Origin of the sequence: Aquabacterium sp. OR-4, from assembly GCF_025290835.2 — a bacterium.
GTDB lineage: Bacteria > Pseudomonadota > Gammaproteobacteria > Burkholderiales > Burkholderiaceae_C > Pseudaquabacterium.
On the sequence record NZ_JAOCQD020000001.1, the window covers coordinates 1,341,320 to 1,362,887 of the forward strand.

Annotated in this window: 17 protein-coding genes; 12 read left to right on the forward strand and 5 right to left on the reverse strand. The window is 68.6% G+C overall.

From position 1 onward, the window contains the following. Nucleotides 1-10: 10 nt before the first annotated feature. From N4G63_RS05725 to N4G63_RS05760, 8 genes are all read left to right on the forward strand, one after another. Complete coding sequence (locus N4G63_RS05725; protein WP_260785668.1) at nt 11-841, forward strand: gamma-glutamyl-gamma-aminobutyrate hydrolase family protein; 831 nt, start codon at nt 11-13, stop codon at nt 839-841. Nucleotides 842-950: 109 nt separating this feature from the next. Continuing rightward, entirely contained in the window at nt 951-2,318 is a 1,368-nt protein-coding gene (locus N4G63_RS05730; RefSeq protein WP_314599447.1) for a glutamine synthetase family protein, read from the forward strand. Nucleotides 2,319-2,347: 29 nt separating this feature from the next. Further along, a complete protein-coding gene (locus tag N4G63_RS05735; RefSeq protein ID WP_260785666.1) occupies nt 2,348-3,727 on the forward strand; it encodes an aspartate aminotransferase family protein in 1,380 nt (459 codons plus the stop codon). A gap of 185 nt (nt 3,728-3,912) precedes the next feature. Next, nucleotides 3,913-5,025, forward strand: a complete 1,113-nt coding sequence (locus N4G63_RS05740; RefSeq protein ID WP_260786674.1) for a polyamine ABC transporter substrate-binding protein — start codon at nt 3,913-3,915, stop codon at nt 5,023-5,025. Nucleotides 5,026-5,027: 2 nt separating this feature from the next. After that, entirely contained in the window at nt 5,028-6,122 is a 1,095-nt protein-coding gene (locus N4G63_RS05745) for an ABC transporter ATP-binding protein (RefSeq protein ID WP_260785665.1), read from the forward strand. Further along, nucleotides 6,119-7,036, forward strand: a complete 918-nt coding sequence (locus tag N4G63_RS05750; protein WP_260785664.1) for an ABC transporter permease — start codon at nt 6,119-6,121, stop codon at nt 7,034-7,036. Before N4G63_RS05745 ends, N4G63_RS05750 begins: the two co-directional genes overlap by 4 nt. Then, nucleotides 7,033-7,878 (forward strand): ABC transporter permease, encoded by an 846-nt coding sequence (locus N4G63_RS05755; protein ID WP_260785663.1) that lies wholly within the window; start codon nt 7,033-7,035, stop codon nt 7,876-7,878. Before N4G63_RS05750 ends, N4G63_RS05755 begins: the two co-directional genes overlap by 4 nt. A gap of 92 nt (nt 7,879-7,970) precedes the next feature. After that, entirely contained in the window at nt 7,971-9,398 is a 1,428-nt protein-coding gene (locus N4G63_RS05760) for a DUF3138 family protein (protein WP_314599448.1), read from the forward strand. A gap of 137 nt (nt 9,399-9,535) precedes the next feature. Here N4G63_RS05760 and N4G63_RS05765 read toward each other — a convergent pair whose 3' ends face one another. Beyond that, nucleotides 9,536-10,198 carry a PEP-CTERM sorting domain-containing protein gene (locus tag N4G63_RS05765; RefSeq protein ID WP_260785661.1) on the reverse strand — a complete coding sequence of 221 codons (663 nt, stop codon included), beginning with the start codon at nt 10,196-10,198 and terminating at the stop codon, nt 9,536-9,538. Nucleotides 10,199-10,270: 72 nt separating this feature from the next. After that, nucleotides 10,271-12,484, reverse strand: coding sequence for a PhoX family protein (locus tag N4G63_RS05770; RefSeq protein WP_260785660.1), 2,214 nt, complete (start codon nt 12,482-12,484; stop codon nt 10,271-10,273). Nucleotides 12,485-12,715: 231 nt separating this feature from the next. Here N4G63_RS05770 and N4G63_RS05775 point away from each other — a divergent pair, with 231 nt between their 5' ends. The 3 genes from N4G63_RS05775 (at nt 12,716) to N4G63_RS05785 (ending at nt 16,702) form a co-directional block, all read left to right on the forward strand. Next, nucleotides 12,716-14,236, forward strand: coding sequence for an aldehyde dehydrogenase (locus tag N4G63_RS05775; RefSeq protein WP_260785659.1), 1,521 nt, complete (start codon nt 12,716-12,718; stop codon nt 14,234-14,236). Nucleotides 14,237-14,317: 81 nt separating this feature from the next. Next, complete coding sequence (gene glnT, locus N4G63_RS05780; protein WP_260785658.1) at nt 14,318-15,673, forward strand: type III glutamate--ammonia ligase; 1,356 nt, start codon at nt 14,318-14,320, stop codon at nt 15,671-15,673. Between the two features lie 39 nt (nt 15,674-15,712). Continuing rightward, the gene (locus tag N4G63_RS05785; protein ID WP_260785657.1) at nt 15,713-16,702 is read left to right on the forward strand and encodes a DMT family transporter; all 990 of its coding nucleotides are present in this window, start codon (nt 15,713-15,715) and stop codon (nt 16,700-16,702) included. Between the two features lie 4 nt (nt 16,703-16,706). Here N4G63_RS05785 and mtnA read toward each other — a convergent pair whose 3' ends face one another. The 3 genes from mtnA to dusA form a co-directional block, all read right to left on the reverse strand. Then, nucleotides 16,707-17,807 carry an S-methyl-5-thioribose-1-phosphate isomerase gene (gene mtnA, locus N4G63_RS05790; protein ID WP_443112009.1) on the reverse strand — a complete coding sequence of 367 codons (1,101 nt, stop codon included), beginning with the start codon at nt 17,805-17,807 and terminating at the stop codon, nt 16,707-16,709. Further along, nucleotides 17,804-18,691: an S-methyl-5'-thioadenosine phosphorylase gene (locus tag N4G63_RS05795; RefSeq protein ID WP_260785655.1), complete on the reverse strand. Its 888-nt coding sequence runs from the start codon at nt 18,689-18,691 to the stop codon at nt 17,804-17,806. The genes mtnA and N4G63_RS05795 overlap by 4 nt, the downstream gene beginning before the upstream one ends. A 170-nt stretch (nt 18,692-18,861) precedes the next feature. Next, nucleotides 18,862-19,896: a tRNA dihydrouridine(20/20a) synthase DusA gene (dusA, locus tag N4G63_RS05800; RefSeq protein WP_260785654.1), complete on the reverse strand. Its 1,035-nt coding sequence runs from the start codon at nt 19,894-19,896 to the stop codon at nt 18,862-18,864. Nucleotides 19,897-20,032: 136 nt separating this feature from the next. Here dusA and N4G63_RS05805 point away from each other — a divergent pair, with 136 nt between their 5' ends. Continuing rightward, nucleotides 20,033-21,112 (forward strand): tyrosine-type recombinase/integrase, encoded by a 1,080-nt coding sequence (locus tag N4G63_RS05805; protein WP_260785653.1) that lies wholly within the window; start codon nt 20,033-20,035, stop codon nt 21,110-21,112. Nucleotides 21,113-21,568 lie beyond the last annotated feature (456 nt).

The following is a 21,568-nucleotide window of genomic DNA, read 5'->3' on the forward strand; positions in this document are numbered from 1 at the left end:
TGACCCCGACATGACCCACCACGCCAACACCCCTGCCCCGCTGCCGCGCAAGCCCGTGGTGCTGGTGCCCGCCTGCAACAAGCCGCTGGGCGAGCACCCCTTCCACATGGCCGGCAAGAAGTACGTGGACGCCGTGCGCCTGGCCGGCTGCACACCGCTGATCGTGCCCACCGCACTGCCCGAGGAGATTGCCGCCCTGCTCGACCTGGCCGACGGCGTGCTGCTCACCGGCAGCAAGAGCAATGTGCACCCCAGCCACTTCAGCGAAGACGTGCACGACCCCCGCCTGCCGCTCGACCCCGACCGCGACGCCTGGACGCTGCCGCTGATCCGCGCCGCCATCGCGCGCGGCACGCCCTTGCTGGGCATCTGCCGCGGTGCGCAGGAGGCCAACGTGGCCTTTGGCGGCAGCCTGTACCAGGCGGTGCAGCAGTCCAGCGGTCCGCAGGGGCCGTTTGCCGACCACCGCTCGGACGACAGCCAGAGCGCCGAGCAGCAGTACGGCCCCGCCCATCCGGTGGACGTGGTGCCCGGCGGCCGGCTGGCCGAGATCCTGCCGCTCGGGCGCTTCGACGTGAACTCGCTGCACGGCCAGGCGGTGAAGACCCTGGCACCCGGCCTGCGCGTGGAAGCGCGTGCACCCGACGGCCTGGTGGAAGCCTTCTCGGTGGCCGAGGCCAAGGGCTTCAACCTGTGCCTGCAATGGCATCCCGAATGGCAGGCGGCGAGCAATCCGCAGTCGATGGCGCTGCTGCAGGCCTTTGGCGCGGCCTGCCGCAGCTGGCGCGACCGCAGGCAGCCCCAGGCCCCCGTGCCCGCACACCGCACGCCGGTGCCCTAGTGTCGGCCGCTCACCCCGACACGCCAACGCAGACGCCCGGCCTGCCCGCGCTGCCCGAGCTTTCGAGCCGCAGCCTGAACGCCGAGCCAACGAACCCCCAAGGTGATGCATGACCCCCCGCGAACACTTCAACTTCAGCGATCTCGAGAACTGGCTCAATGAGCGCCGCGTGACCGAGATCGAATGCCTGGTGCCCGACCTCACCGGTGTGGCCCGCGGCAAGATCCTGCCGCGGCAGAAATTCACCGAAGACCGCGGCATGCGCCTGCCCGAGGCGGTGGTGGCCATGGGTGTGACCGGCGAGTTTCCCGAGGAAGGGCCGTACTACGACGTCATCACGCCCACCGACCGCGACATGCACCTGCGGCCCGATCCCAGCACGGTGCGCATCGTGCCCTGGGCCACCGACCCCACGGCACAGGTGATCCACGACTGCTTCGACCGCGACGGCCAGCTGGTGCCCTTTGCCCCGCGCTCGGTGCTGCGCCGGGTGTGCGACCTGTATGCCGGCAAGGGCTGGAAGCCGGTGGTGGCGCCCGAGCTCGAGTTCTACCTGGTGGCCCGCAACACCGACCCCGACATGCCGCTCAAGCCCCCGGTGGGCCGCAGCGGCCGCAGCGAGACCTCGCGCCAGGCCTACTCGATCGACGCGGTCAACGAGTTCGACCCGCTGTTCGAGGACGTGTACGACTACTGCGAGAAGATGCAGCTCAACGTCGACACGCTGATCCACGAGGTGGGCGCCGGGCAGATGGAGATCAACTTCTTCCACGACCATCCGCTGGGCCTGGCCGACGAGGTGTTTCTCTTCAAGCGCACGGTGCGCGAGGCGGCGCTGCGCCACGACATGTTTGCCACCTTCATGGCCAAGCCGATTGCCGGCGAGCCCGGCAGCGCGATGCATGTGCACCAGAGCGTGGTGCGCGAGAGCGATGGCGGCAACATCTTCAGCAACCCCGACGGCACGCCCAGCAAGGAGTTCTTCTGGTACATCGGCGGCCTGCAGAAGTACACGCCGGCGGCCATGGCGCTGTTTGCACCCTACGTCAACAGCTACCGCCGGCTGGCGCGCTTTACCGCGGCGCCAATCAACATCCAGTGGGGCACCGACAACCGCACCGTGGGCATCCGCAGCCCGCTGGCGCCACCGCAGGCGCGGCGCATCGAGAACCGCGTGATCGGCGCCGATGCCAACCCCTATGTGGCCCTGGCCGTCACGCTGGCCTGCGGCTGGCTGGGCATCCAGAAGCAGATCGAGCCTTCGCCCGAGTGCAAGGGCGACGCCTACCTGGGCGAGTTCCAGCTGCCGCGCAGCCTGGGCGAGGCGCTGCAGCTGCTGCGTGACGAGAAAGACCTGCATGACGTGCTGGGCGAGGCCTTCATCACCGTCTACACCGAGGTCAAGGAGATCGAGTACGCCGAGTTCATGAAAGTGATCTCGCCGTGGGAGCGCGAGCACCTGCTGCTCCACGTTTGATCGCCCCGCCTCCCCTCAAGGAATCGACCATGAACGCCACCCGTTCCACCCAAGACCTGCAGGCGGCCGATGCGGCCCACTTCCTGCACCCCTTCACCGATTTTCAAGGCCTGGCCCGCAAGGGCTCGCGCATCATCACCCGCGCCGACAACATCTACCTGTGGGACAGCGAGGGCCACCAGATCCTCGACGCCATGAGCGGCCTGTGGTGCGTGAACGTCGGCTATGGCCAGCAGGCGCTGGTGGATGCCGCAGCGCGCCAGATGCAGCAGCTGCCCTTCTACAACGCCTTTTTCCAGACCGCCACGCCGCCGGCCATCGAGCTGGCCGAACTGCTGAGCCAGGTCACGCCGCCGCAGTTCCAGCATGTGTTCTTCACCGGCTCGGGCTCGGAGGGCAACGACACCGTCGTGCGCATGGTGCGCCGCTACTGGCAGGTGCTGGGCCAGCCGCAGCGCCAGGTGATCATCAGCCGCCACAACGCCTATCACGGCAGCACCATGGCCGGCGCCTCGCTGGGCGGCATGTCGGGCATGCACGAACAAGGGGGCCTGCCGATCCCCAACATCGTGCACATCGACCAGCCCTACTGGGTGCAGCACGGCCGCCAGATGACGCCAGCCGAGTTCGGCATCGTCGCCGCGCGCTGGCTCGAGGAGCGCATCCTGGCCATCGGCCCCGACAAGGTGGCCGCCTTCATCGGCGAGCCGGTGCAGGGTGCCGGCGGCGTGATCATCCCACCCGAGACCTACTGGCCCGAGGTGCAGCGCATCTGCGACAAGTACGGCATCCTGCTGGTCAGCGACGAGGTGATCTGCGGCTTCGGCCGCACCGGCCACTGGTTTGGCTGCGAGCGCTTCGGCTTCAGGCCCGACCTCATGACCTTTGCCAAGGGTGTGACCAGCGGCTACATCCCGCTGGGCGGCGTGATGGTGGGCGAGCGCGTGGCCCGGGTGCTGATCGACCAGGGCGGCGAGTTCGAGCACGGCTTCACCTACAGCGGCCACCCGGTGGCCTGTGCGGTGGCCCTGGCCAACATCAGGCTGATCCAGCAACAGCGCCTGGTCGAGCATGTGCACGACGATGTCGGCCCGTATCTTGCAAAGGCCTTCGAAAGCCTGGCCGAGCATGCCCTGGTGGGCACGGCCGAAACCTGCGGACTGATGGGAGCGCTGCTGCTCGTGAAGGACAAGGCCACGTTGACGCCCTTCGACCCCGCCGTGAGCATCGGCATGGTCTGCCGCGGCCACTGCTTTGCCAACGGCCTGATCATGCGCGCGGTGGGTGATCGCATGATCATCGCGCCGCCGCTGGTCATCACCCGCGCGCAGATCGACGAGATGGTCGCGCTGATCCGCCGCTGCCTCGACCTGACCCTGGCCGACGCGCGCAGCGCCGGCTGGTTGTGAGCCCCCGCGTTGCGCCGATGCCGCACAACCCTTCGCTTCCCCCGATCAAACCCGTGTCGACTGCCGCCTAGACTTGGCATCGAACCCGGCCCGCGCACACGGCTGCCAACACCCACTGCCGCACCGCCCCTGCACCGTTTGCCGCACCCGAACCGCCCCCCCTGGAGGAACCCTTGATGACCCGGATGTCTCGTCGTGCCGTCTCCCTGCTGTCCCTGGCTGCCGCCGCCGCACTGACCGGTGTGGCCCCTGCGCAAGCCCAGGAGGAAGAGAAGGTTCTGAACATCTACAACTGGTCCGACTACATCGCCGAAGACACGCTGAAGAACTTCGAGAAGGAGACCGGCATCAAGGTGCGCTACGACAATTTCGACAACAACGAAATCGTCCATGCCAAGCTGGTGGCCGGCAAGACCGGCTACGACATCGTGGTGCCGTCCTCGCACTGGGCCAAGCTGCAGGTCGATGGCGGCCTGCTGGCCAAGATCGACAAGAGCAAGATCCCCAACCTGAAGAACCTCGATCCGGCGCTGCAGGCGCAGCTGGCCCGGCTCGACCCGGGCAATGACTTCATGGTCAACTGGCTGTGGGGCTACACCACGGTGGGCATCAATGTCGACAAGGTCAAGGCCGCTCTGGGCAGCCTGCCGATGCCCGCCAACGCCTGGGATCTGGTGTTCAAGCCCGAGTACATCAGCAAGCTCAAGAGCTGCGGCGTGAGCTTTCTCGACTCGGCCTCCGAGGTGCTGCCCGCCGCCCTGCACTACCTGGGCAAGCCGCCCTACAGCAAGGTGGCCGGCGACTACCAGGCCGCCGGCGCACTGCTCAAGAGCATTCGCCCGCATGTCTCGCTGTTTTCGAGTTCGGGCTACATCAACGACATGGCCAACGGCAGCGTGTGCCTGGCGCTGGGCTGGTCGGGCGACATCAACATCGCACGCCAGCGCGCCATCGACGGCAAGACCGGCCAGAAGATCGAAGCCCTGGTGCCCAGCACCGGCGGCCTGCTGTTCTTCGACGTGATGGTGATCCCCACCGACGCCGCCCACCCCGGCAATGCGCACAAGTTCATCAACTACCTGCTGCGCCCCGAGGTGCATGCCAGCCTGACGAACAAGGTGTTCTACGCCAACCCGAACAGCGAGTCGAAGAAGTTCATCAAGCCCGACGTGGCCAACAACCCGACGGTGTTCCTGTCGCCCGCCGACATGGCGCGCATGAAGGCGCCCGACGCGCTCAACAACGATCTGCGGCGCCTGATGACGCGCACCTACACCAGCTTCAAGACCGGGCTCTGATCATGCAGGGCAGTGACACCGCCTACCTGCAGATCCAGGACGTGGTGAAGGACTTCGACGGCTTCAAGGCGGTCAACCACGTCAGCCTCGACATCGCGCGCGGCGAGATCTTTGCGCTGCTCGGCTCCTCGGGTTGCGGCAAGACCACGCTGCTGCGCATGCTGGCCGGCTTTGAGAGGCCCAGCTCGGGCCGCATCGTGCTGGGCGGACAAGACCTGTCCGCGCTGCCGCCCTACGAGCGGCCGATGAACATGATGTTCCAGAGCTATGCGCTGTTTCCGCACCTGAGCGTGTGGGAGAACATCGCCTTCGGCCTCAAGCGCGAGGGCCTGCCGCGCGACCAGGTGGCGCAGCGCGTGGACGCCATGCTCAAGCTGGTGCAGCTGGGCAAGTTTGCGCAGCGCAAGCCGCACCAGCTCTCGGGCGGGCAGCAGCAGCGCGTGGCGCTGGCCCGCAGCCTGGCCAAGCAGCCCAAGCTGCTGCTGCTGGACGAGCCGCTGGGCGCGCTCGACAAGAAGCTGCGCGAAGAAACCCAGATCGAGCTGGTGAACATCATCGAGCAGGTGGGTGTGACCTGCGTGATGGTCACGCACGACCAGGAAGAGGCCATGACCATGGCCAGCCGCATCGCCATCATGAGCGAGGGCCGCCTGCTGCAGGTGGGCGCACCGGCCGAGATCTACGAGACGCCGCAGACCCGCTTTGTGGCCGACTTCATCGGCAACGTCAACCTGATGCCCGGCACGCTCGAGGTCGACGAGCCCGACCATGTGGTGATCGCCTCGCCCGACTGCAAGCACTACGTGGGCCACGGCATCACCGGCACCCAGGGCATGGGCGTGACCGTGGCGCTGCGGCCCGAGAAGATCCACCTCAGCCGCCACGCGCCGCACGACGGCTTCAACACCGCCCAGGGCACGATCAAGGAGATGAGCTACTTCGGCAGCTTCACCGTCTACCACGTCGAGCTGGCCAGCGGCACGCGGCTGAAGGTCAGCATGACCAACACCCAGCGCCACAAGGACGACGAGCTCACCTGGGGCGACGCGGTGTGGGCGCACTGGTCGCGCTCGGCCCATGTGGTGCTGACCCAATGAAGCCCGCGCGCCTGCTGTCCGGGCGCAAGGCCTTGATCGGCGCGCCCTACCTGTGGCTGCTGCTGTTCTTTGCGCTGCCCTTCCTGATCCTGGTGAAGATCAGCGTCTCCGAGATGGAGACGGTGGTGTTCAAGGATCTGATCACCTACCGCGACGGCCTGCTGCAGCTGAGCGTCAAGCTCGGCAACTACGTCTTCATCGGCGAGGACGCGCTGTACTTCAAGACCTACGTCGCCAGCCTGAAGTACGCCGCCGCCACCACGCTGCTGTGCCTGCTGATCGGCTACCCGTTTGCCTACTTCATGGCACGCGCCAGCGCCAGCGCCCAGCCGGCGCTGCTGATGGCGGTGATGCTGCCGTTCTGGACCTCGTTTCTGCTGCGCGTGTATGCCTGGAAGGGCCTGCTCAGCGACAACGGCTGGGTGGCCGACCTGATCATCGGCAGCGGCGCCGACCAGCTGCTGCATGCCCTGGGCATGATCAGCGCGCCGGGCAAGCTGATGCACACGCCCTTCTCGCTGGTGCTGGGCATGGCCTACACCTACCTGCCCTTCATGATCCTGCCGCTGTACAGCAACCTGGCCAAGATGGACCTGCGCCTGCTCGAGGCGGCGGCCGATCTGGGCGCCTCGCCCTGGGTGGCGTTCTGGAAGATCACGGTGCCGCTGTCCAAGGCCGGCATCATTGCCGGCAGCATGCTGGTGTTCATTCCCTGCGTGGGCGAGTTCGTGATCCCCGAACTGCTGGGCGGCCCCGAGACGCTGATGATCGGCCGCGTGCTGTGGGACGAGTTCTTCAGCAACAACGACTGGCCCATGGCCGCCAGCGTGGCGGTGGTGATGATCCTGCTGATCATCGTGCCGCTGGCGCTGTTCAACAAGTACCAGGCCGAAGCCCAGGAGAAGCGCGCATGACCACCCAGCGCGTCAACCAGTGGTTCGGCCGCGGCTGGCTGGCCGCCGGCTTCGTGTTCCTGTACCTGCCGATCGTGGCCCTGGTGCTGTACTCGTTCAACGATTCGCCGCTGCCCAACCAGTGGCGCGGCTTCACGCTGCGCTGGTATCGCGCGCTGGCCCAGGACCACGAGCTGCTCAACAGCCTGGGCCTGAGCCTGCGCATCGCCTTTGCCACCGCCTGCGGCTCGGTGGTGCTGGGCACGCTGGCCGCGCTGGCGCTGGTGAAGTACCGCCGCTTCACCGGCCGCACCGCCTTTTCGGGCATGGTCAGCGCGCCGCTGGTGATGCCCGAGGTGGTGCTGGGCCTGTCGCTGCTGCTGATGCTGGTGTCGGTGCAGCGCGCCATCGGTTTTCCAGAGCGCGGCCTGCTCACCATCTGGATGGGCCACGCGCTGCTGGGCATGGCCTACGCCACCGTGGTGGTGCAGGCCCGGCTCACCGAGCTGAACCCGCAGCTCGAGGAGGCGGCCATGGACCTGGGCGCGCGGCCCTGGCAGGTGTTCACGCTGGTCACGCTGCCGATGATCACGCAGAGCCTGATGTCGGCCTGGCTGCTCACCTTCACGCTGTCGCTCGACGATGTGGTGCTGTCGGCCTTCCTGTCGGGCCCGGGCTCGACCACCATGCCGCTGGTGATCTTCTCGCGCGCGCGCCTGGGCCTCGACCCGAGCGTCAATGCGGTGGCCACGCTGATCGTCGCGGTGGTGGCCGTCGGCGTGGTGGCCGCCAGCTACTGGATCGCGCGCCAGGAACGCCGCCGCCAGCACGAGCGCGCCCAGGCCGGCCAACCTGCCGCTTGACCGCCGCATGACCGCCGAATAGCCGCCTGATGCAGCGCCGGATGCCCACCCAACCGCCCCCGATTCCAACCCCCGCCAGAGGAGAACCCACGATGACGCGAATTCCCAGCCAGGCCCGGCCGGCAGCCCTTGCGGCCGCCACCCTGGTGGCCCTGAGCCTGGCCGGCCCGGCACTGGCGCAGAGCAATGCCGACATCCTGAAGGAACTGCAGGCGCTCAAGGACAAGGTGGCCGAGCTGGAGAACAAGCTCAAGGCCACCGAGGCCAAGGCCGCGCCGGCTGTCGGCCAGTGGGGCATGACGCCCGAGCAGGCACGCGAGCTCAACCGCGTGGTGGTCAAGACCGAGGCGCTGGAAGACGCGGTCGAGTCGCAGGGCCTGAAGATGCTCAAGATCAGCGGCTTCATGGACCCGACCTACCTCTACAACCAGCGCCAGAACCGTGCCGGCTTCCAATTCCTGAACCCGGTGGCCATGGATGGCTACAACTACGACAACTCGTACTTCGGCGGCGCCTACCTCGACCTGCAGAAGGAGCTGGACGGCGGCACCAAGTTCCGCCTGACCCTGGTGCCCAACCGCGGCACCGGCAGCGTGATCGGCGAGCAGTCGCTGGTGCAGGAGGCCAGCGTCTCGGTGCCGCTGGGCGATCTGCAGACCCGCTTCATCGCCGGCCAGATGCCCGACTGGTCGGGCTACGAGTACCAGCAGGCCACGCTGAACAAGCTGATCACCCACAACCTGCTCTACGACTTCACGCTGCCAACGCTGTACACCGGCGCCGGCATGGAGTTCGTGCGCGGCAAGTGGTGGAGCCGCTTTGCGCTGGCCAACGTCAACGCCAGCAAGCGCAATGCCGGCGAGAAGGCGCCGGCTTTCGTCTACCGCGTCGACTACTCGCGCGGCGAGTTCCAGGGCTTCGGTTTTGCCGGTCTGCACGGCAAGGTGGTGAACTACAACGACTGCCCCGACAGCTGCGCCGACAGCCGTGCCGACCTGTTCGAGGCCGACGCCTACTTCGTGCGCGGCGACATCACCTGGCAGGGCCAGCTGAGCTTCGGCAAGCAGAAGAAGGCAGCCATCGCGCCCGATCCGATCAGCGGCGAGCTGCGCGACGCCTCGTGGTGGGGCCTGTCCACCCTAGTGGCCTACAAGTTCGTGCCGCGCTGGGAGGCCATGGCGCGCTTCGACTACCTCAACAACAAGAAGAACGGTGGCGGCCTGCTCACCTACACCGGCTATTACGACAGCGACATCGGCCTGGGCGGCGACTACCGCAACGGCATCGGCATGGACCCCACGCAGGACTGCCTGAGCGACAACACCACCAGCGCCTGCAACAAGGGCGCCAACCGCATGGCCTTGTCGCTGGGCCTGAGCTACCTGTTCAACCTGAACACCACGTTCAAGACCGAACTGCGGCTCGACCGCGCCAACCTGCCGGTGTTCTTCGACGTCAAGACCGGCGAGTTCCGCAAGAACAACGCGGTGTTCGGCAGCTCGGTGGTGGTGAGCTTCTGATCAGCCATCGCGGCCGCGCCTGAGCGGCTGCCGGCCATCAATGAAAAAAGGCCCGGGCCTGCGCCCGGGCCTTTTGCTTGTTGGCTTGTTGGCTTGTTGGCTTGATGCCTTGCTAGCTCGTCGGCTTGTGCCTGCGATCAGCCCGCGCGGCGGCGGCTGGCCAGAAAGCCCAGACCGGCCAGGCCGGCGAGCATCAGCGCATAGCTTTCGGGCTCGGGCACGGCCGAGACGGTCAGGTTGTCGGCCACCACGCCCACACCCTTGAACGAGATGGCGCGGATGTCGGCCTGCGCACGCGAGATGCCCACGAACAGGCCCTCGTCGTAGCCGCTGCTGGCCGAGGGCGCGTTGAAGGCGATGTTGTGGGTCTCGATGATCTGGTGGTTGTCGCCATAGACCGAGACTTCCAGCGTCAGTGCAAAGGGCAGCGCGCTGGAGCCGTACAGGCTGACATAGGCGCCAGCGCCCTGCGACAGCGCATCGGTGAAGCTGAAGCGCAGTTCACCGGCCACACCGCTGGCGGCAAAGACGCCGCTACGCTCGCTGTTGCCGACCATCGTCCACAGGCCGTTGTCGCCCAGGTCGCGGTGGTTGGCGCCCAGCTCGGCGCCGGTGTCGCCGGTGAACACCACGCCGGCGGCCACGGTTTCGGGGCCGGTGCTCCACAGGCCGTCGAAGGACTCGAAGTCGACAACCGATTGAACGCCTCCCAGCGAGGCGGCGTCGTTGACGAGCACGGCCTGGGCCGGCAGCGTGGTGGCGGCGGCAATGGCGGCCGCGGCGATCAGATGCAGTTTCATGATGGGATGTCCTTGGTGCAAGGGAGTGGTCTGCTGCGCGGCGCACCGGCCGGTGCGCCGCGCGTCGGGCGCTCAGGTGCCGATGATTCCGCCGTCGTCCTTGGTGATCACCACCACGGCCGAGCGCGGCCGGCCGGCCGGCAGCGGGGTCACGCCGTCGGCGGCAAACGTCCACTGGTTCTGCGGCCAGTTCGAGAACTGGGTCGGGTTGGCCGCGGTCGAGTCTTCGCCCGGGTGCTGCACGCCCACGAACAGGGTCTTGCCGTCCGGGGTCATGGTGATGCCGGTGACCTCGCACTTGTTCGGGCCGGTCAGGAAGCGGCGCGTGTCGCCGGTGGCCGGATCGGCGCACACCATCATGTTGCCGCCGATGTTGACGAAGTCGCCGCTGCCGTCACCCACCTGGTCGGTCTGCACCCACAGGCGGCCGAACGGGTCGAACCACAGGCCATCGGGCGCACCGTAGTCGGCGCTGCCATTGGGCGCGTCGTGGATGTTGCCCGTGTAGTTGTTGGTGCCCGAGGCGTGCGGCAGCTTGGCGGTGTTGATGTCGCCGGCCTGGGCAAAGATGTCCCAGCCGAAGCGGGTGGCCAGCACGCTCTGGCCGGCCTCGCGCCAGCGGATGATGTGGCCATGCACGTTGTCGGCGCGCGGGTTGGCGGCATCAACGGCCGGGCGGGCGCTGGCGGCGGTGGTGCTGCCATCGGCCTTGTTCGACGACGGCGTGGCGCTGCTGCCGCGGCGGTTGTTGTTGGTCAGCGTGCAGTAGACCTCTATCTCGCTGTAGCCCTTGATGCGCGGGCGCGCGCCGGTCCACTCGGGGCGGTCCATCATCGTGGCGCCCACGGCGTCACCGGCCATGCGGGCCTTGATCAGGATCTTGGCCAGCACCTCGGCATCGTCGAGACCGGCAAAGTTCGGGTTGTCGCGCAGCGCCGTGCCGTCCACACCCACGGTGCCCGGCACCAGGGCGATCCACTCGCCGCTCAGGTCGTCCTTGAACCTGGCCACGTACAGCGTGCCGCTGTCGAGCAGGTTGCGGTTGGCGGCCTTGTTGACGGGGTTGAACTTGCCCGCGCACACGAACTTGTAGATGTACTCGTTGCGCTCGTCGTCGCCCATGTAGAAGGCGATGTTGTTCTGCGCGTCCACCACGTACTGCGCGCTCTCGTGCTTGAAGCGGCCCAGCGCGGTGCGCTTGACCGGCGCGGCCGCGGGGTTGGCCGGATCGATCTCGACCACCCAGCCGAACAGGTTCGGCTCGTTGGGGTTCTTGACCAGATCGAAGCGATCGTCGGTGGTGTGCCAGCGGTAGCCAAAGCCGGCGGCAACCAGGCCGTAGCGGTTGAACAGCTTGCCCACGTCGCCCGAGGTGGCGGCGGGCACGGTGCCGGTGCTGCCGAAGTTGCCGTTGAAGTTTTCTTCGCAGGTCAGGTAGGTGCCCCAGGGCGTGACGCCGTTTGCGCAGTTGTTGATGGTGCCGTAGGCCACCGTGCCGTCGGTCAGCGTGCCGGTGTCGGTGCTGGCGGTGTCGGTGATGCTGTACTTCCTGGCCTTCATCAGCGCATGGCCGGCGGCCGGGCCGCTGATCTTGCACACGGTGTTGGCGGTGATGCGGCGGCCATAGGCCGAGCTCTTCACCACCTGCCAAGTGCCGCCCACGCGGCGCACCTCGCAGATCGACACGCCGTGGCCGGCCTGCGACTTGCGGGTCTTGGCCAAGGTGTAGCCAGTGCCCACCTGGCCATCGGGGAACAGGATGTCCTCGTGCGTGTACTCGTTGTTGGCGCACAGGATGCCGCGGTCGCTCAGCGCCACGCCACCGGTGCCCTGCAGCGGGAAGAAGTGCATGCCGTCGGTGTGCATGCCGTACTGCCTGGCCTGCTGGGCCGCGGTTTCGCTGGCGTCGCCCACAAAAGCCGTGCCGCCGGCCATGATCGGGTCGCCCCAGGCCACCAGCACCTTGGCGGTGTAGCCGGTGGGCACGGTGATCTTGTCCATCACCGCGGTGCTGCTGCCACCCAGGCTGGCGTTCAGCGCGCGGGTGCTGGCCGGCACGTTGGCAAAGCCGATCGGCTGGCTGAGGGTGGAGGTGCCGGCGGCCTGCACCGTCTGCACCAGGCCGCCCAGCGACAGGCCACCGGCGGCGGCCAGCGCGCCGGCGCTCACGCCACCACGCACGAAGTTGCGGCGGGTGACGTCGACGCGGTCGATGACATCGAGGATGGATTCATTGCCCGAAGCGTTCAAGGACACTTCGTTCTTCGGATGGCTGTTGCCCTTCATGGGATCTCCTGGCGCAGGGGTTGGCTGGGGAACGAGCGGCACAACCCGCTGCGGGCGGCCACCTTGCAATCCCTACTGTGGCGATGGCATGCGACGCCGCACTGCGCCAAGGCGGTGCGTCATGAGCCGAACGGCTCATGCGCCCACCCCCCGGCTCGGGTGCCTGCGCGGGTAGAGTTGCTGCCAGCCGGCAGCCTGTGACGCTGCCCGCCACCGCGACGGACCCCCACCATGCCCGACACCCCTGCCCCCACCGATGTGATCGACTGGCACGCCCGCGCCGCGGCCCTGCTGCGCGGTGGCGGGCCCGACGGGCGCGCGCTGGTCAACGGCCGGCGCGTGGCCAGCACCGATGGCGCCAGCTTCGACAAGCATTCGCCGATCGACGGCCGCCGCCTCGGCGCCGTGGCGCGCTGCCAGGCGGTGGATGTGGCGGCCGCCGTGGCCAGCGCCCGCGCCGCCTTTGATGACGGCCGCTGGGCGCACCAGGCCCCCGCCGCGCGCAAGCAGGTGCTGCAGCGCTTTGCCCAGAAGGTGCTGGCCGCCGGCGACGAGCTGGCCCTGCTCGAAAGCCTGGACATGGGCAAGCCCGTGGCCCATGCGCTGGCGGTGGACGTGGCCAGCACCGCGCGCACCCTGGCCTGGTATGGCGAGGCCATCGACAAGCTCTACGACGAGGTGGCGCCCACGCCGCGCAGCGGCCTGGCCCTGATCACCCGCGAGCCGATGGGCGTGATCGGCGCCATCGTGCCCTGGAACTACCCGATGATCATGGCCGCTTGGAAGCTGGGCCCGGCGCTGGCGGCCGGCAACTCGGTGGTGCTCAAACCCAGCGAGAAGAGCCCCTACACCGCGCTGCGCCTGGCCGAGCTGGCGCTGGAGGCCGGCCTGCCCGACGGCGTGTTCAATGTGGTGCCCGGCTTCGGCCACGAGGCTGGCGAGGCCCTGGCGCTGCACCTGGACGTGGACGCCATCGGCTTTACCGGCAGCACCCGCACCGGCCGGCGCATGCTCGAGTACGCCGGCCGCAGCAACCTCAAGCGCGTCTACAACGAGCTGGGCGGCAAGAGCGCCGTGCTGGTGTTCGACGATTGCGCCGATGTGGAGCGCGCCGCGCGCACCATAGCCGGCAGCATGTTCTTCAACCAGGGCGAGAGCTGCAATGCGCCCTCGCGCGTGCTGGTGCAGGCGCAGGTGGCCGAGCGCTTTCTGGCCGCCGTGGCGGCCGAGGCCGCCCACTGGGCGCCGGGCCATCCGCTGGACGCCGCCACCCAGTTGGGGGCGCTGGTCGATGCCACGCAGCTGGGCACCGTGCTGGGCTACATCGGCCAGGGCCAGGCTGCCGGTGCGCGCTGCGTGCTGGGCGGCCGCCAGGTGCGGCAAGACAGCGGTGGCTTCTATGTCGAGCCCACGGTGTTTGACCAGGTGGCGCCCACGATGAGCATCGCGCGCGAGGAGATCTTCGGCCCGGTGATGAGCGTGCTGCGCTTTGCCGACGAGGCCGAGGCCGTTCGCCTGGCCAACGACAGCCCCTACGGCCTGCAGGCCAGCGTATGGAGCGACAGCCTCAACCGCGCCCACCGCGTGGCCCGTGCCTTGCGTGCCGGCACGGTGCACGTGAACCAGTACGACGAGGACGACATCACCGTGCCCTTCGGCGGCTTCCGGCAAAGCGGCAATGGCCGCGACAAGAGCCTGCATGCCTTCGACAAGTACACCGAGCTCAAGACCACCTGGATCAGGCTTGATTGACCGCCCAGGAAGCGACTGCGGCCGCTGGCTTGGGCCGATACTGTTGTGGCACTGTGCCCATTGGCGGCCAGGGAGAAGACCATGAAAGACCTGCGCGAACGCCTGGCGGCCCAGGGCGTGCACACGCTGATCGCCCAGTTCACCGATGTGCTGGGCGTGGCCAAGGGCAAGTACGTGCCGCTGGCCCATCTGGACGACCTGCTGACCGAGGGCGCCGGCTTCTCCGGCCCGTCGATCACCGGCACCGGCCTGCCGCGCACCGGCCCGCGCTCGGAGTACTGGGCGCGCGGCGCGGCCAGCACCGCCACCGCCCTGCCCTGGATGCCGGGCTACGCGCGCATCGTCTGCGACGGCTTCGTCGACGGCCAGCCCTTTGACGCCTGCCCGCGCCAGGTGCTGCGCCGCCAGGTGGCGCGGCTGGCCGAGCGCGGCTGGCAGCTGCGCACCGGCATCGAGCCCGAGTTCTTTCTGCTGCGCCGCGACGCTGGCGGACGCTGGTGCCCCGCCGATGACGAAGACCGCCTCGACAAGCCCAGCTACGACCTGAAGAGCCTGCCGCGCCAGGCCGACTTTCTGCGCGCGCTGCAGCTGGCGCTGGAGGGCTGCGGGCTGGATGTGCTGCAGCTCGACCACGAAGACGCCCAGGGCCAGTACGAGGTCAACTTCGGCTTCGACGAGGCCATCGCCAGCGCCGACCACCTGATGCTCTTCAAGCTGGCCGCCCAGGCCCTGGCCGAGGCGCGCGGCATGTGCTTCTCGATGATGCCCAAGCCCTTTGCCGACCAGCCCGGCAGCGGCATGCACCTGCACGTGTCGCTGTGGCAGACCCAGCACCGCGACGAGCGCAACCTGTTCGTGCCGCACCGGCGCGATGGCTCGGTCGACAGTGCAGCCCTGCTGTCGCCGCTGGCCGAGCAGTTTGCCGCCGGCGTGCTGGCCCATTCGGCCGCGCTCACCGCGCTGGCCGCGCCCACGGTCAACTCCTACAAGCGCCTGGTGGTGGGCGAGAGCCGCTCGGGCACCAGCTGGGCACCGGCCTTCGTGGCCCATGGCGCCAACAACCGCACCGCGCTGCTGCGCACGCTGCATGGCCGCTTTGAATGGCGCCTGCCCGATGCCGCGGCCAACCCCTACCTGGCCACCGCCGGCCTGATCGCCGCCGGGCTGGACGGCATCGACCGCGGCCTGGCCCTGCCCGCCGCGGTGGACGACGACCTGTTCGCGCTGCCGCTGGCCGAGATTCGCGCGCGCGGCATCGCCACCCTGCCCCAGCACCTGGGCGAGGCCCTGGCCGCGCTGCAGGCCGGTGCGGTGGTGGCCGGCGCGCTGGGCGAGACGCTGACCGCGCAGTTTGTTGAACTCAAGCAGCAGGAACACCTGGCCCATGCACGCCATGTGAGCGACTGGGAGCTGGCACGTTATGCCGCGGCCTTTTGATCCTGTACGCGCCCGCCCGGTCGCCGCGGCCGGGGCGCGATGAAGTCCGCCGCGCCGCACCCGCATCCGCCGCTGCACGCCTACGCCCTGCTGGCCGCCAGCATGGCCCTGGTGGGCAGCTACGTGGGCTTGTCGCGGCTGCTGGTGGCGGTGTTTCCGGTGTTCCTGCTGGCCTGGTTGCGCTTTGGCATCGCGGCGGTGGCCATGGCGCACTGGGTGAAGCGTGGCGCCGATGAGCCGGCGCTGTCGGCGCACGACCGCAAGCTGCTGTTCTGGGAGAGCTTTCTCGGCAATTTCCTGTTCAGCATCTGCATGCTGTTCGGCGTGCAGCTCACCTCGGCGCTGTCGGCCGGCGTGGTGATGGCGGCCATTCCGGCGGCGGTGGCCATCCTGTCGCGGCTGTTTCTGGCCGAGCGCATCAGCCGCCGCGTGGCCGCCTCGATCGCCTGCGCAGGCCTTGGCATCACGCTGCTGGCGCTGGCACGCGCGCCGGCCGCGCCGGCCGACCCGTCAGCCGGCGGCAGCGCTGCGCTGCCGGGTGCCGCGGGCACCGGGGGGCTCTGGGGCGACTGGGGCAGCTGGTTGGGCCATGTGCTGCTGCTGTGCGCGGTGTTCTGCGAGGCCGCCTATGTGGTCATCGGCAAGCGGCTCACCGGCCGGGTGAGCCCGCGGCGCATCAGCGCGCTGATCAACCTGTGGGGCCTGGCCCTGGTCACGCCCTTCGGCCTGTGGCAGGCGCTGCAGTTCGACTTTCGCCCGGTGCCCGGTGCCACCTGGGCGCTGCTGCTGTTTTACGCCCTGGCCGCCAGCGTGGCCACCGTGTGGCTGTGGATGAAGGGCCTGCTGCATGTGCCGGCGCCGCAGGCCGGGGTGTTCACCGTGTGCCTGCCGATCGCCGCTGCCGCGGTGGGTGTGGGCCTGCTGGGCGAGGCCGTCACGCCGCTGCACGGCGTGGCCCTGGTGCTGGCGCTCACCGGCCTGGTGATGGCCACCTGGCCGGCGCGCGGCCGTCAGGGCCCGCAGGCCTGAGGCCTCAGGCCTGGGCCAGGCCCGGCTGCAGTGCCGCGCGGATCACGGCCTCCTGCGCCGCCATCACCCCACGCTCGGTGATCAGCCCCGTCACCAGCCGCGCCGGCGTCACGTCGAAGCCGTAGTTCAGCGCCGGGCTGCCGTCGGGCGTGAGCTGCACCTCCACGCGCCGGCCGGTGGCGTCGCGGCCGGTGATGTGGGTCACCTCGCGTGGCGAGCGGGCCTCGATGGGGATCTCGGCCACGCCGTCGTGCAGCGTCGGGTCCAGCGTCGAGAAGGGCATGGCCACGTAGAACGGCACACCGTTGTCGTGCGCGGCCAGGGCCTTGAGGTAGGTGCCGATCTTGTTGCACACATCGCCGCGCACGCTGACGCGATCGGTGCCCACGATCACCGCATCCACCAGGCCGTGCTGCATCAGGTGGCCACCGGTGTTGTCGGCGATCACGGTGTGCGGGATGCCGGCCTGGCCCAGCTCCCAGGCGGTGAGGCTGGCGCCCTGGTTGCGCGGCCGGGTCTCGTCTACCCACACATGCACGGCCAGGCCGGCCTCGTGCGCCTGGTAGATGGGCGCGATGGCCGTGCCCCAGTCCACCGTAGCCAGCCAGCCGGCATTGCAGTGCGTGAGCACGTTCAGCGGGCGGTGCGGGTGTTGGGCCGCCAGCGCACGCAGGATGTCCAGGCCATGGCGGCCGATGGCGGCATTGGTGGCCACGTCTTCGTCGGCCAGGGCTGCGGCCAAGCGCCAGGCGGCGCTGGCGCGCTCGGCCTGGGGCAGCGGCAGCAAGGCCTGCAGCATGCGCTGGGTGGCCCAGGCCAGGTTCACCGCGGTGGGGCGGGCACCATCGAGGTAGGCCTTGGCTTCGGCCAGGGCTGCATCGGTGGCGGCGTGGCGGCATTGCAGCGCCAGGCCGTAGGCCGCGGTCACGCCGATCAGCGGCGCGCCACGCACCCACATGTCGGCGATGGCATGGTGCACGGCGTCGATCTGGCCCAGGCGGGCCACGCGCCATTCATGCGGCAGGTGGCGCTGGTCGATGATCTCCACCGCTTCGCCATCGTCGCTGGGCCAGAGGGTGCGGCGGTGCACGCCGGCCACCTTCACAGCACCCTCCCGGCAACAGCGCGCAGCTTGGCCACCACGGCGGGATCTCGCGCGGCGGGTGCGGTGATCAGCGCAAAGTCGAGCGCACGGCGGCAGACACAGCCGGGGCCGTGGCCATCGGCGGCCAGGGCCGGCGCGCCCTGCAGCACCAGCTGGCGGGCATGGCCGGCATTGGCGGTGAGCGCGCCGATCACGGCCTCGACCGTCACATGCTCGTGCGCGGGGTGCCAGCAGTCGAAGTCGGTCACCATGCTCACGCTGGCGTAGCAGAGCTCGGCCTCGCGGGCCAGGCGCGCCTCGGGCAGGTTGGTCATGCCGATCACGTCGGCGTTCCAGCTGCGGTAGAGCCGGCTTTCGGCCAGGGTGCTGAACTGCGGCCCTTCGATGGCGATGTAGGTGCCGCCACGCACATGCGGCACCCCGATGGCGCCGAGCGCGGCCTGCAGGTGATCGCCCAAGCGGCTGCAGGTGGGGTGGGCCAGCGACACATGCGCCACCAGGCCGGTCTCGAAGAAGCTGGCCGCGCGGCCCACCGTGCGGTCGAGGAACTGGTCGACGATGACGAAATGCCCTGGCGGAAGATCGGCGCGCAGGCTGCCCACCGCGCTGAGCGACAGCACATCGGTGCAGCCCAGCATCTTGAGCGCCGCGATGTTGGCGCGGTACGGCACCTGGCTGGGCGTGAGCCGATGGCCGCGGCCATGGCGGGGCAGAAAGGCCAGGCGCACGCCGCCACCGGCAGTGGGCAGCGTGCCGGTGAAGACCTGGTCGCTGGGCGCGCCCCAGGGGGTCTCGACGCTGATCCAGGCGGTGTCGGTGAGGCCCGGCAGGTCGTACAGGCCGCTGCCGCCAAGAATGCCGATCTGGGCTGTGGGATGGGTCATGTGGGCTGGTGGTCGAACACGAGCCCCGATCATGCCTCGGCCGGGCCGGGTGCCGGGCCTGGCCTGCCCGCCAGGGCGCCGGCTTGCCGCGGGCTTGCCGCCGCCGGCGCTGGCGGGCCCAACGCGGCCCAAAGCGGCCCAAAGCGGCCCACCGCGCCCGGCGCAGCCTCTCAGCCCACCCGGGCCTGCAGCGCCTGGCGCGCCACCTCGGCGGCCGGCTCGCCCTTCAGGCGGTGGTCGCTCCACACCTGGCGCCAGCGCCGGGCGCCGGGCTGGCCGTTCCACAGGCCCAGCATGTGGCGGGCGATGTGGCTCCAGGGCGTGCCGTGCCCGGCCTGGCGGCGCGCCATGTAGGCCACCATGGCCTGCTCGATGTCCAGGCGCCACGCGTCGTCGGCCTGCAGCCGCGTGCCGTCGCCAAAGAAGCGCGCGTCCCAGCCGGCCATCGCGGCGGGGTTGTGATAGGCCTCGCGGCCGACCATCACGCCGTCGAGTGCGGCGCCGCCAGCGTCCAGCTGCTCGGCGATCTGCGCCTCGTGCGCCAGGCCGCCGTTGATGGCGATGGTGAGCTGCGGAAACTCGCGCTTGAGCGCGTGCACCAGGTCGTAGCGCAGCGGCGGCACCTCGCGGTTCTCTTTCGGCGAAAGGCCCTGCAGCCAGGCGTTGCGCGCATGCACGATGAACACCTGGCAGCCGCCTTCGGCCACGGTGCCGATGAAGTCGCGCACGAAGTCGTAGCTTTCGATGCGGTCCACGCCGATGCGGTGCTTCACCGTCACCGGCAGCGCGCCGCCCAGCGCGTCATTCATGGCCTTCACGCCATCGCGCACCAGGGCCGGCTCAGCCATCAGGCAGGCACCAAAAGCGCCGCGCTGCACCCGTTCACTGGGGCAGCCGCAGTTCAGGTTGACCTCGTCATAGCCCCACTGCTGCGCCAGGCGGGCGCAGGCGGCCAGATCGGCCGGCTCGCTGCCGCCCAGCTGCAGCGCCAGCGGATGCTCCTCGGCGTTGAAGTCGAGGTGGCGGTGCTGGTCGCCGTGCAGCAGCGCGCCGGTGGTCACCATCTCGGTGTACAGCCGGGTGCGGCGCGTGATCAGCCGGTGGAAGTAGCGGCAGTGGCGGTCGGTCCAGTCCAGCATCGGCGCAACGCAGACCCGCCAAGGCGATAAATTATCGGTAAGTTGTTGATTTTGTTCTGAATTCATTCTCTGGCTTTCGGGTGCCGCCTGCGCATTTCAGGGCGTTTAACGGGATAAAAACGCCCCAAGTGCAACGACTCGGTGCAACTTGACGCTACAGTTGCACCACATCATAAAAGCAAGTTGCACTGGAAATCACACCATGGCGTCAGTCACACCACGCGGCGACAAATTCCTCGCACAGGTTCGCATCAAGCAGGGCGGCGTCCTGATTTTCTCAGAGTCGAGGGTCTTCGACACCCGGCCTCAGGCCGTGTCCTGGGGCGATCGCCTGGAGGCGAAGGTCAAGGCGGAGGGGCCGGCCAAGCACGCCTCCAGCAAGATGACTGTCGGAGATCTCGTCCGCAAGCACCTCGATGCGCAGCTGGTAGTGCGCCCTCTCCTGGGTCGCTCGACGATCCACAACCACCACAAGATCGCGGCTGAGTTTGACAAGGTCATGGTGCGCGACCTCAAGCCCAAGCACCTGATTGACTACGCAATCCGACGGAAAACCGAGGACGGCGTTACACCCGCCACGATCAAGTCCGACCTCTCCCCAGTGTCAGCCGCGTTCGGCGTCGCCCGCATCGCTTACCTCGTGGACGCCGATCCTGCGGTCATTCAAGAGGCCATGCACTACCTCGACAAGCAGGGCCTGGTTGGCAAATCGCGCGAGGTCGTCCGCTGGGTGGACGGAGAGGAAGAAGAAGCACTGCTGGCCGAGTTTGCACGGCGCAACGCGCACCATCAGACAACGATCGACATGGCGCAGCTCTACAAGTTTGCGCTGGCCTTCCCAAGGCGGCTGAGCGAGCTGGGGCGCCTGGAGTGGAAGGACATCGACCCCAAGCGCCGAACGATCATCCTGCGCCAGGTGAAGCACCCCACCAAAAAGGAAGACAACGACCAGGTGGTGCCCCTTCTCACGCCGGCCTGGAGCTTGCTGGAAGAAATCCCGAAGCTGGACGCCCGCATTTTTCCGTACAACATGGAGTCCGCATCGTCCGCGTTCGAGCGCGCACGTGATCGCATCGCGGAAACGGGGCTGCCCAGAATCAAGGACCTGCGGTTCCACGACCTGCGCCACACCGGCATCTCGATGCTGTTCTGGTACGGCTTCAAGATCGAGGAAGTTGCCCTGGTGTCCGGGCACACAAACTGGAACACCCTGCGCCGGTACACGCACATCCGGCCGGAAGATCTGCACCGCCGGTTCGAGGCGCTGAAGCCGGCGGGGTGAGCGCTTGCCGGCTGTTGGACTAGATCCGCAGGTAGGGGGGCATCAGGGGGCACTTCTCGACCGCCCGCCCCTCCAGGAGCGCCCCTGGCCACGCCCACACAAATCGGCGCAACGGGGTGGTCTTGCGTGTACCTGGGCGATCACCGAATCCTTGCCCCCATTCTTACCGGTACGCGCGTGAAGGTAGTTGATGCTCTGGAGTGAGCACGACGGCCGCTATCGCAGGCCGATCGCGGGTGCTTTGATGCCTTCGCGCAGGCTCGCGTTGAATTGCTCTTCGTAGGGGTCGCTGTATGTCGCCAGGACGGCTACATCGCCTCCCACGAGGCGCCGCCTCGAGTGGACTGTGTTTATAACCAGTATGATGCAAGAGCGCTACGAAGTGCAGACGTCTGCACACACCGCACAGCGTCGACTCCTCCCAAGAGGGAGGCGAACTGGTGATTGCCGCCAGTT

Bases quoted from the DNA above. Each gene is read 5' to 3' on its own strand.
- N4G63_RS05755 (WP_260785663.1), top strand. From the start codon at position 7,033: ATGACCACCCAGCGCGTCAACCAGTGGTTCGGCCGCGGCTGGCTGGCC.
- N4G63_RS05745 (WP_260785665.1), top strand. From the start codon at position 5,028: ATGCAGGGCAGTGACACCGCCTACCTGCAGATCCAGGACGTGGTGAAG.
- N4G63_RS05775 (WP_260785659.1), top strand. From the start codon at position 12,716: ATGCCCGACACCCCTGCCCCCACCGATGTGATCGACTGGCACGCCCGC.
- N4G63_RS05795 (WP_260785655.1), bottom strand. From the start codon at position 18,691: ATGACCCATCCCACAGCCCAGATCGGCATTCTTGGCGGCAGCGGCCTG.
- N4G63_RS05805 (WP_260785653.1), top strand. From the start codon at position 20,033: ATGGCGTCAGTCACACCACGCGGCGACAAATTCCTCGCACAGGTTCGC.
- N4G63_RS05725 (WP_260785668.1), top strand. From the start codon at position 11: ATGACCCACCACGCCAACACCCCTGCCCCGCTGCCGCGCAAGCCCGTG.
- glnT (WP_260785658.1), top strand. From the start codon at position 14,318: ATGAAAGACCTGCGCGAACGCCTGGCGGCCCAGGGCGTGCACACGCTG.
- N4G63_RS05770 (WP_260785660.1), bottom strand. From the start codon at position 12,484: ATGAAGGGCAACAGCCATCCGAAGAACGAAGTGTCCTTGAACGCTTCG.
- N4G63_RS05740 (WP_260786674.1), top strand. From the start codon at position 3,913: ATGTCTCGTCGTGCCGTCTCCCTGCTGTCCCTGGCTGCCGCCGCCGCA.
- N4G63_RS05730 (WP_314599447.1), top strand. From the start codon at position 951: ATGACCCCCCGCGAACACTTCAACTTCAGCGATCTCGAGAACTGGCTC.
- N4G63_RS05735 (WP_260785666.1), top strand. From the start codon at position 2,348: ATGAACGCCACCCGTTCCACCCAAGACCTGCAGGCGGCCGATGCGGCC.
- N4G63_RS05750 (WP_260785664.1), top strand. From the start codon at position 6,119: ATGAAGCCCGCGCGCCTGCTGTCCGGGCGCAAGGCCTTGATCGGCGCG.
- N4G63_RS05785 (WP_260785657.1), top strand. From the start codon at position 15,713: ATGAAGTCCGCCGCGCCGCACCCGCATCCGCCGCTGCACGCCTACGCC.
- N4G63_RS05765 (WP_260785661.1), bottom strand. From the start codon at position 10,198: ATGAAACTGCATCTGATCGCCGCGGCCGCCATTGCCGCCGCCACCACG.
- dusA (WP_260785654.1), bottom strand. From the start codon at position 19,896: ATGAATTCAGAACAAAATCAACAACTTACCGATAATTTATCGCCTTGG.
- N4G63_RS05760 (WP_314599448.1), top strand. From the start codon at position 7,971: ATGACGCGAATTCCCAGCCAGGCCCGGCCGGCAGCCCTTGCGGCCGCC.